The following is a 6,207-nucleotide window of genomic DNA, read 5'->3' as shown; positions in this document are numbered from 1 at the left end:
TTGCCGCATTTATCCTCGGCAGATACGCATCACTTTCTCATCATTCTGAATTGACATAAATTANTCGACAAAGAGGATTGCTAGCAGATAATCTCTTGGCGGAACCACAAACATACCTATTAGATAGGGTCACACTAATGATCCCACAGATTTCTCAGGCACCGGGTGTCATCCAGTTGGTGCTGGATTTTTTGGATGCTTTGAAGCAAAACGGATTCACCGGCGATACCGCCACTAATTATGCTGATCGCCTGACCATGGCAACGGACAACAGCATTTACCAACTGCTACCCGACGCCGTGGTTTTTCCTCGTTCGACTGCGGATGTTGCCTTGATTGGCCGTCTGGCTGGCCTGGAGAGTTTTAAATCCCTGGTATTTACGCCGCGCGGCGGCGGGACTGGCACCAATGGCCAGGCACTGAACAGTGGCATTGTGGTGGATATGTCGCGCCATATGAACCGTATTCTGGAGATTAATCCCGAACAGGGTTGGGTGCGGGTTGAAGCGGGGGTGATTAAAGATCAGCTCAATCAATATCTGCGGCCATTCGGCTACTTCTTTTCGCCCGAGTTATCGACCAGTAACCGCGCTACGTTGGGTGGAATGATCAATACCGATGCTTCCGGTCAGGGGTCGCTAGTGTATGGCAAAACGTCCGACCATGTGTTGGGGCTGCGTGCCATATTGCTGGGTGGAACCCTGCTCGATACCCGCGCCATGCCGACGGCATTGGCACAAACGATTGCTCAGGAGGACTCTGTAACCGGCCGTATTTATCATACGGTGCTGCATCACTGCCGTGAGCAGCGCGCGCTGATTCTGGAGAAATTCCCGCAATTAAACCGTTTCCTGACCGGGTATGATTTACGTCATGTTTTCAGCGATGACCTGCAAACCTTTGACCTGACAAGAATTTTAACCGGTGCAGAAGGCACTCTGGCCTTCATTACTGAAGCGACACTGGATATAACGCCGCTGCCTAAAGTTCGCCGTCTGGTGAATGTAAAGTATGACTCCTTCGATTCCGCTCTGCGTAATGCCCCGTTTATGGTGGAAGCCAAAGCGCTGTCAGTGGAAACCGTGGACTCTAAAGTTCTTAATCTGGCCAAAGAAGATATTGTCTGGCACTCAGTAAAAGAGCTGATTACCGATATCCCTGATAAAGAGATGCTGGGGTTGAATATCGTTGAGTTTGCCGGTGATGATAAGGCACTGATCGATAGTCAAATGGAGGCACTTTGTCAGCGCTTGGATGACCTGATGTCTGCTCAGCAAGGCGGCGTTATTGGTTACCAGATTTGCAGTGAGTTAGCGGGTATTGAGCGTATCTATGGTATGCGCAAAAAAGCGGTTGGCTTATTAGGCAACAGTAAAGGCCAGGCTAAGCCCATTCCGTTTGCGGAAGATACCTGTGTGCCACCACAACATTTGGCCGATTATATTGTCGAGTTCCGCCAACTGCTTGATAGCCACAATTTGAGCTACGGCATGTTTGGCCACGTGGATGCGGGGGTATTACATGTACGCCCAGCGCTGGATATGTGCGATCCACAGCAAGAAATGCTGATGAAACAGATATCTGACCAAGTGGTGCAACTGACGGCGCGCTATGGCGGCTTGCTATGGGGCGAGCACGGTAAGGGTTTCCGTGCAGAATACAGCCCTGACTTCTTTGGTGAAGTGCTTTACCACGAGTTGCGGCGCATTAAATCCGTTTTCGATCCTGATAATCGCTTAAATCCGGGGAAAATATGCTCACCGTTGGGCAGTGATGCGCCAATGATGAAAGTGGATACCTCAGATAAACGCGGTACCTTGGACCGGCGTATTCCGTTAGCAGTAAGAACCTCATTCCGTGGTGCGATGGAATGTAATGGTAACGGTCTGTGCTTTAACTTTGATGCACGTAGCCCGATGTGCCCGTCGATGAAGATTACCGGTGACCGTATTCATTCACCAAAAGGCCGGGCAACGCTGGTGCGAGAATGGTTACGGCTGCTATCTGAGCAAGGGGTTGACCCCATTGCACTAGAGAAAGGGCTGGCGACCAAACGCCCCAGCCTGCGTAGTTTGATTGAGAAAACCCGTAATACCTGGGCTGCCAGTCAGGGGGATTATGATTTCTCACATGAAGTCAAAGAGGCGATGTCAGGTTGTCTGGCATGCAAAGCTTGCTCGACGCAGTGCCCGATAAAAATTGATGTACCGGGCTTCCGCTCCCGCTTCCTACAGTTGTATCACACCCGTTATCACCGCCCACTGCGTGACTATGTGGTGGCTGGAGTAGAGAGTTATGCGCCGTTAATGGCCAAAACCCCAAAAGTGTTTAACTTTTTCCTCAAACAACCGTGGGTCAGGGAGCTAAGCCGGAAGAGTATTGGTATGGTGGACTTACCGATGCTTTCTAGCCCAACGTTGAAGCAATCATTATCCGGCCATTATGCCAGTACTATGACCCTGGAGCAGTTGGAGAAACTGTCTGAGTCAGAGCGCCGCCAGCATGTGCTGATCGTGCAGGATCCCTTCACCAGTTACTACGACGCTCAGGTGGTGGCGGATTTTGTTCGCTTGGTCGAAAAACTGGGCTTCAATCCCGTGCTGTTGCCATTCTCACCCAACGGTAAAGCGCAGCACATTAAAGGTTTCCTGCAACGTTTTGCTAAAACGGCGCGTAAGACGGCAGATTTTCTTAATCGCATTTCGTTACTGGGGATGCCGATGGTTGGGGTTGATCCGGCGCTGGTTCTTTGTTATCGCGATGAATATAAAGAGATTCTTGGTGATACGCGCGGTGACTTTGCGGTGCAATTGGTGCACGAATGGCTACAAGTGGCCCTGGCTGACCTGCCAGAGCAGCAGATGAGTGGCGAATCCTGGTACCTGTTTGGACATTGCACCGAAACCACGGCACTACCTGCCAGCAGCCAGCACTGGGCAGCAATATTCTCCCGTTATGGTGCCAAACTGGAAAACATCAGTGTCGGGTGTTGTGGCATGGCCGGAACTTATGGTCATGAAGCGAAGAACATCGATAACTCGTTGGGTATTTACGCGTTATCCTGGCAACAGGCGTTACAAAAGTTACCGGGTAAACGTTGTTTAGCCACAGGTTACTCTTGCCGGAGTCAGGTTAAACGTATTGAAGGCAATGGACTGAGACATCCGTTACAAGCTTTGCTTGAGCTGGTTTAACCTGCGAGCTGAGTATGCTATTTACTTGGTGCTACTTGCCGCCGCCTCGCAGAGGCAAAGCCCAAGGATGGGCTGAGTAATCAGAACAGCTATTACTGCTGTAATTTCAACAACCAAGGGGAAAAGATGCTGTGGAAACGCACCGCAACGCTGGAACAGTTAAACCAGCAATGCCAGGGCTGTATGGTTGGGCATTTGGGCATTGAGTTTACCCGCCTCTCTGATAACGAAATAGAAGCCACGATGCCAGTAGACCAGCGGACGACTCAACCTTTCGGTTTGCTTCATGGTGGTGCGTCGGTGGTGCTGGCGGAGTCGCTCGGTTCGATGGCCGGATATCTGTGTACCACCGAAGGCCAGCAAGTCGTGGGGTTGGAGATTAATGCTAACCACCTGAAAGCAGTACGTTCCGGGAAAGTACGGGGTTGCTGTCGGGCCATTCATATCGGCCGCAGCCATCAGGTGTGGCAGATTGAGGTTTTTGATGAAGAAGACCATCTGTGTTGTACCTCGCGTTTAACCGTCGCCGTGTTGTCCCGATAAGGTCATTCCCCGCCAAATTACACGTGATTAGACTACTCAGGGCCAGCCAACGGCTCTGAGTGACTTCAACAGCTCATGGCACTTGCTGCTGCTCCCTTCAGACTGTTTCATTTATCCGATAAATGCGGCGAATCTCTATGATAGGTTTCCCCTGTGGGGGTTTTCAGCTAAAGTTAAAACAGAAATAGGTATTTTTTATGAATGTTTTAAATACTCAGCGGCTGACTGCGATTAGCCCTTGATATAGTAAGGGATTCTAGCGTCACCGGGGAATTTATTCATTTATTTCAGGGTGATAAAAGTGCATTTTTTCCTCCAGACCTCTTCGGCCATCGCAGCATGCTTACTCGTTGCCGCCTCATTCGAGGTTCAAACGGCACTTTTCTTAATATCCCTGCAAAACAAACGGTTGAAGTGATAATTATTATCACTACCATTGTGAATAATCTGTGTTGATTCTTCAATAATCAGCCAGCAAATTGTTAACCTGAAAAGATCAACCTAATGGGTGATTGCGAAATATAAGGTAGGGCATATGCAACAGGAATCAGTCGGGACATTTTCACTCGACGAGAATGTCTGGCAGGGTGTAACGATAACAGAGAGCGCTGCCGCACAAATTACACGGCTCATGCAGCAAGATCCGCAAATTAAAGGGTTGCAGCTTGGCGTGAAACAATCCGGTTGTGCGGGGTTTGCTTATGTAATGGATATGGCTAAAGAGCCCGCCAGCGACGCTCTGGTTTTCGAACAGGGCAGTGCCAAACTCTACGTACCGTTAAAAGCGATGCCGTTTATCGATGGCACCGAGGTGGATTATGTCCGCGAAGGGCTAAACCAGATTTTTAAATTTAATAATCCTAAAGCTCAGCATTCCTGCGGGTGTGGCGAGAGTTTTGGCGTTTGAGCGATGTAAACGAAATGACACGAAGCAATGTAGAGGTTCCAGATGATGTGCAGGCTTGGGTCAGCGATGGTCGTTACAAAGAAGGCTTTTTTACCCAGCTTGCGACTGATCAGTTAGCGAAAGGCCTTAGTGAAGATGTCATTCGCGCCATCTCAGCGAAACGTAATGAGCCTGAATGGATGCTGGAGTTTCGTCTTGGTGCTTATCGTAGTTGGCTCGAAATGGAAGAGCCTCACTGGCTGAAAGCCAATTATAAAAGTCTGGATTATCAGGATTACAGTTATTACTCCGCCCCATCCTGTGGCAGTTGTGATGACAGTTGTGATTTGCAACCCGGTGCAGTGCAGCAATCGTCTGCGGACAGTGCGGCACCACGTGATCTGTCTGAACAGGCGATGAATGAGTACCTCACCGCAGAGGTCGAATCTGCCTTTGCCCAGCTAGGGGTTCCGGTACGCGAAGGGGCCGAGGTAGCAGTAGACGCTATTTTTGACTCGGTTTCGGTTGCGACTACCTATCGTGGGAAATTAGCCGAACAAGGGATTATTTTCTGCTCATTTAGCGAAGCCATTCAGGAATACCCGGATTTGGTACGTAAATATCTGGGGTCGGTGGTACCGGCTAAAGATAACTTTTTTGCCGCGTTAAATGCGGCGGTGGCCTCTGATGGCACTTTTGTTTATGTGCCAAAAGGTGTGCGCTGTCCGATGGAGCTATCCACCTATTTCCGTATTAATGCGGCTAAAACAGGGCAGTTTGAACGCACCATTCTGATTGCTGACGAAGACAGTTATGTCAGTTATATCGAAGGGTGCTCAGCGCCAGTGCGAGACAGCTACCAGCTACACGCTGCGGTCGTTGAAGTCATTTTGCACAAAAATGCTGAAGTGAAATACTCAACGGTGCAGAACTGGTTCGCCGGTGCTGATAGCACTGGCGGTATTCTTAACTTCGTGACCAAACGTGCGCTGTGTGAAGGTGCGGGTTCAAAAATGTCATGGACTCAATCTGAGACTGGCTCCGCTATTACCTGGAAATATCCAAGCGTTATTTTACAGGGTGATAACTCAATCGGTGAGTTCTTCTCGGTGGCACTAACGAATGGCCACCAGCAAGCCGATACCGGTACCAAGATGATTCATATTGGCAAAAACACCAAATCAACAATTATTGCCAAAGGGATCTCTGCTGGGCATAGCCAGAACACCTACCGTGGTTTGGTGAAAATCCTGCCCGGTGCGGATAACGCACGTAACTTCACGCAATGTGATTCGATGTTGATTGGGCCGGACTCCGGTGCGCATACCTTCCCGTATGTGGAAGTGCGCAATAACTCAGCCCAATTGGAACACGAAGCGACAACATCAAAAATTGGCGATGACCAACTGTTTTATTGCTTGCAGCGTGGCATCAGTGAAGATGATGCCATCTCAATGATTGTTAACGGATTCTGTAAAGATGTGTTCTCCGAACTGCCACTGGAGTTTGCCGTCGAAGCACAGAAACTGTTAGCCATCAGTCTGGAACACAGTGTCGGTTAAGTGTGAGTTGAAACACGCATTC

The 6,207-nt window shown here is 49.5% G+C and carries 4 protein-coding genes; all 4 read left to right on the top strand.

Going from position 1 to position 6,207, the window contains the following annotated elements; genetic code table 11:
- Positions 1 to 137 precede the first annotated feature (137 nt).
- The 4 genes from V1952_RS08435 (at position 138) to sufB (ending at position 6,185) form a co-directional block, all read left to right on the top strand.
- Entirely contained in the window at positions 138 to 3,194 is a 3,057-nt protein-coding gene (locus tag V1952_RS08435) for an FAD-binding and (Fe-S)-binding domain-containing protein (protein ID WP_420071788.1), read from the top strand.
- Positions 3,195 to 3,320: 126 nt separating this feature from the next.
- Positions 3,321 to 3,737 carry a hotdog fold thioesterase gene (locus V1952_RS08430; RefSeq protein ID WP_083158721.1) on the top strand — a complete coding sequence of 139 codons (417 nt, stop codon included), beginning with the start codon at positions 3,321 to 3,323 and terminating at the stop codon, positions 3,735 to 3,737.
- Between the two features lie 535 nt (positions 3,738 to 4,272).
- On the top strand, positions 4,273 to 4,644 hold the full coding sequence (sufA, locus tag V1952_RS08425) for a Fe-S cluster assembly scaffold SufA (RefSeq protein WP_083158723.1): 372 nt from the start codon (positions 4,273 to 4,275) through the stop codon (positions 4,642 to 4,644).
- Positions 4,645 to 4,658: 14 nt separating this feature from the next.
- Positions 4,659 to 6,185 carry a Fe-S cluster assembly protein SufB gene (gene sufB / locus V1952_RS08420; RefSeq protein ID WP_420071787.1) on the top strand — a complete coding sequence of 509 codons (1,527 nt, stop codon included), beginning with the start codon at positions 4,659 to 4,661 and terminating at the stop codon, positions 6,183 to 6,185.
- The last annotated feature ends 22 nt before the right edge of the window (positions 6,186 to 6,207 follow it).

Origin of the sequence: Yersinia sp. 2542 StPb PI (genome assembly GCF_048593855.1) — a bacterium.
In the GTDB taxonomy this organism is placed as follows: Bacteria; Pseudomonadota; Gammaproteobacteria; order Enterobacterales; family Enterobacteriaceae; genus Yersinia; species Yersinia enterocolitica_E.
Note: the sequence above shows the minus strand (reverse complement) of the source record. Positions and strands in the feature narration are given on the sequence as shown.

What these genes read in the sequence shown, in the direction of transcription:
- V1952_RS08435 (WP_420071788.1), top strand. Translation starts at nt 138, where the DNA reads ATGATCCCACAGATTTCTCAGGCACCGGGTGTCATCCAGTTGGTGCTG.
- V1952_RS08430 (WP_083158721.1), top strand. Translation starts at nt 3,321, where the DNA reads ATGCTGTGGAAACGCACCGCAACGCTGGAACAGTTAAACCAGCAATGC.
- sufA (WP_083158723.1), top strand. Translation starts at nt 4,273, where the DNA reads ATGCAACAGGAATCAGTCGGGACATTTTCACTCGACGAGAATGTCTGG.
- sufB (WP_420071787.1), top strand. Translation starts at nt 4,659, where the DNA reads ATGACACGAAGCAATGTAGAGGTTCCAGATGATGTGCAGGCTTGGGTC.